At 59.6% G+C, this 2,937-nt stretch carries 5 protein-coding genes; 3 read left to right on the plus strand and 2 right to left on the minus strand.

What is annotated here, in order from left to right:
* Window positions 1–46: 46 nt before the first annotated feature.
* Together NW815_RS11955 and NW815_RS11960 are read right to left on the minus strand one after the other, a co-directional pair.
* Window positions 47–799 (minus strand): hypothetical protein, encoded by a 753-nt coding sequence (locus NW815_RS11955; RefSeq protein WP_414416056.1) that lies wholly within the window; start codon window positions 797–799, stop codon window positions 47–49.
* A 108-nt stretch (window positions 800–907) separates the two neighbouring features.
* A complete protein-coding gene (locus NW815_RS11960; protein WP_041436124.1) occupies window positions 908–1,186 on the minus strand; it encodes a hypothetical protein in 279 nt (92 codons plus the stop codon).
* A 75-nt stretch (window positions 1,187–1,261) separates the two neighbouring features.
* Between NW815_RS11960 and cobU the strand changes: the two genes are divergently transcribed.
* Genes cobU through NW815_RS11975 form a run of 3 tightly spaced genes read left to right on the plus strand, consistent with a single transcriptional unit; the run spans window position 1,262 to window position 2,875 of the window.
* Window positions 1,262–1,819 (plus strand): bifunctional adenosylcobinamide kinase/adenosylcobinamide-phosphate guanylyltransferase, encoded by a 558-nt coding sequence (gene cobU / locus NW815_RS11965; RefSeq protein WP_414413327.1) that lies wholly within the window; start codon window positions 1,262–1,264, stop codon window positions 1,817–1,819.
* 37 nt (window positions 1,820–1,856) lie between these two features.
* Window positions 1,857–2,336 carry a CRR6 family NdhI maturation factor gene (locus tag NW815_RS11970; RefSeq protein WP_414389159.1) on the plus strand — a complete coding sequence of 160 codons (480 nt, stop codon included), beginning with the start codon at window positions 1,857–1,859 and terminating at the stop codon, window positions 2,334–2,336.
* Complete coding sequence (locus NW815_RS11975) at window positions 2,333–2,875, plus strand: hypothetical protein (RefSeq protein ID WP_414389157.1); 543 nt, start codon at window positions 2,333–2,335, stop codon at window positions 2,873–2,875. Before NW815_RS11970 ends, NW815_RS11975 begins: the two co-directional genes overlap by 4 nt.
* The last annotated feature ends 62 nt before the right edge of the window (window positions 2,876–2,937 follow it).

Raw genomic sequence — 2,937 nt, forward strand, 5'->3', positions numbered from 1 at the left:
TGCGGGGCTCCTGCGATTTCTAGCTGAAGCTAAAGGAAGAGGGGTGTTACGGCGGCACTGGGATCCCACTGGCTCCCACTCGGTGGCGGCGGCTGGGGTAATCAGCCAAACTCAGGGACAGGGATCGGGATCCGGCTAGGCTCGAGGCTGGGATGCGGATGGTTCCCTGGAAGACTTGGCTATTGGGGGGCAGCTCCCCCGGCAAACCCTGGGTGAGCGCGTTGATTGACCGTCCATTGTCGTCAGTAATGTTCAGGAAGCTATAGAGAAAGCGCACCGTCTCTGCCGAGTTGTTTTGCATAGCTACATTCAGAACCACTTGGCTTCCCTCGCGACGAACCGAGAGCACCTGCATAGAGACCTGTCCACTGGCGGCAATTGGTAGGGGGGGCGAAGGTGGTGTGGGCGCCGGCGGGGCAGGAACTCCGTCCTGCTGACGCGGACGGGGAGGTGGAGGAGATGGAGTGGCGGGGCGAGGAGTTGGCGACGGGGCCGCCGCCAATTCAGGAGACAATCTGGGGGTGGGTGTTGGAGTGGGAGTTGCAACCGGCGTGGGTGCTGGGGTAAAGAGGGGGGTGGGAGTTGGGGACGGACGAAGGCTGGCTTCGGCTGCTGCAATTACCTCAGCCTCGTTCAGCAAAGGCACAGTACGGGGATCCCGAACTTCGCGGGAAGGAGAAGCCTGACCGGAGCCGGTGACAGGAGAAGAAACCCCCGATAGAGCTCGCTGACCAAATAGGTAGCCCAGACAAGCGCTCAACACCGTTGTGAAGAGAAATGCGCTCGTCCAAAACAGCACCCCCGAGAATGTGGAGGCGAACTCCTGAGATAGTCTGGCCGGCCTACGCAAAGGCTGTTAACTCCTGCTGCTAGTTCGCTTTCCTATGATACGAAAGTGACAGAGAAGCTAGGGGTTCTCGACCGGGGCAGAGTTTTTGCGTTGTTGCTCATGGGCCTGTAGCGGGGCGCTGTCTAAGTTGGGCAGCCGCTCCCCCAGCCACCAACCCGGATCTTCCCAGCTCAGGGATCCCAGCCATTTCCCGGCCCGATCTGCCAAGACCAAGCCCAACAAAACGGGAGCAGTGGTGATCCCCAGCGCTAGGCTGAGCCAGAGCGGTTGAGCAGATCGAAAAGAGGCCGAAGCAGCCTTTTGTTCAGGCGGAGATATTGGCTTGGGATCTGTCATGGTCGAGCTTTTGAGCCTGAAGTTCAAGTGCGCTGTTGTTAGGTTAATCTCAAGCGTCAGTGGATTTCCAGCGTAATGTCGATTGTGCTGATCTGCGGCCCTGTGCGCTCCGGCAAAAGCCGGCTGGCAGAGGGTTTGGCTGCGGCTTCGGGCTTGCCGGTTATCTACCTGGCTACCGGGCCGAAACCCGATCCTGAGACTGACCCAGAGTGGGCAGAGCGCGTTCAACAGCACCGGCAACGGCGGCCTTCCAGTTGGCAGACTTGGGAAACCGGGAGGGACTTGGGGGCAGAACTGCAAAAGTTGCCCCAGCCCTGTTGTGCGCTGGTGGATTCGCTGGGGGGATGGGTGGCGCAGGGCCTAGACTGTCCCTCTTCAGAATGGGATCCCTTGGTGCAATCCTTCTTGGCAACCTTGCAAAGCCATAGAGGGGAGATCCTCCTGGTGTCTGAAGAAGTGGGCTGGGGGGTGGTGCCCGCTTACCCACTGGGGCGGCGGTTTCGGGATCGGATGGGGGAACTGACCCAAAGGCTGGCTCCCCTGGCCGACCAAGTGTTTTTGGTAACGGCAGGTTTTGCCCTGGATCTCACCCGTCTAGGGATCCCAGTGGCGAGCAAGACAGAGCAGAGCTGAGATAAGCTGCATTTGCAAGCCAGATAGCTGTGTTGCCGTGCCGATTACCCTCTACCTTCCTGCCAAGGCCATTCAAACTCTGGATCTCACCCCCGGCCATGAGCTGGTGAAAACCTTGATGGCCGATCCCGTGCGTGCTGCCCAGCAGGTGCAATGCGCCATCGATTGGCCGCGCAGCCCTGAGGATCCACGGGAGCTGTCCGAGATCCCGGAGGTGCGCCTGTGGTTTATTCGTTGGGATACAGTCTACCCCTGGATGCCCTACTTTCTCAATTGGCGCCAAGGAGAACTCGCCCGTTACGCGGCTATGATGGTGCCCCACCAATTCAGCCCTCGGGAGGGTATTGTTTACAACCCAGAAGCGTTGGAGATCTTTGTCTATCAGAAGATCTTTGTGTTGATGCGGTGGTTTAAGCAGCAGAACCTGGGATCCGTCTCCATGCTGCGGGATATGGCTTTGGTGTTTGGCTTCGAGATCCAGCCGGAGTTTCTCGCCCTATGGGAGGCAGAGCCATGAAGGTGATGGTGGCCAACACCTGGCCGGGGATCCCAGGAGCTACGGCAGTGGCCGACGCTTGGCAGCAGGTGGTTCAACGCCCTTGGGGCCGGCTCAGAGTGGATCCCACCCCTTCGGAAGCTCAGCTAAAGGCCCTCTGGCAACAAATCTCCGAGTGGGCAGGAGAAAAAGATCCCCTACTGGTTTTGCCGGGCAGCGTTGCCGATCCCATAGGGCCAGGCCAAACCTGGGCGGATCTGGCCCATGCGTGGGGGTTGAGCTTGCTGTTGACGTTGCAACGGGAGGCCGCCCTGAGCCAAGCTGCCGCTTTTGCCGCCCTGTTACGCCAAGCCAAGGCCCGTGGTTTGGGATGGGTGCTGGTTGGATCCCTGCCCGAAACTGGGGATCCCCAAGCCTTGGAAAAGCTGGATGCAACTTTGATCCCGCGCCTGGAAGCCCAAGTAGGAATGCCGGTGTTGGGGAGAATGGCTCTTGATGGGCAGATCCTTTGGGATCCAGATGCCCTGCTGCTCTGCAATGCTGCCCAACCAAGGAACTGAGCGCCACCCACTGATCCCTGCGGCTCGAACCGTTCCTGATACATTCACGCTGAACTCTCCTG

The organism is Synechococcus sp. R6-7, from assembly GCF_047461695.1.
Lineage (GTDB): Bacteria > Cyanobacteriota > Cyanobacteriia > Thermostichales > Thermostichaceae > Thermostichus.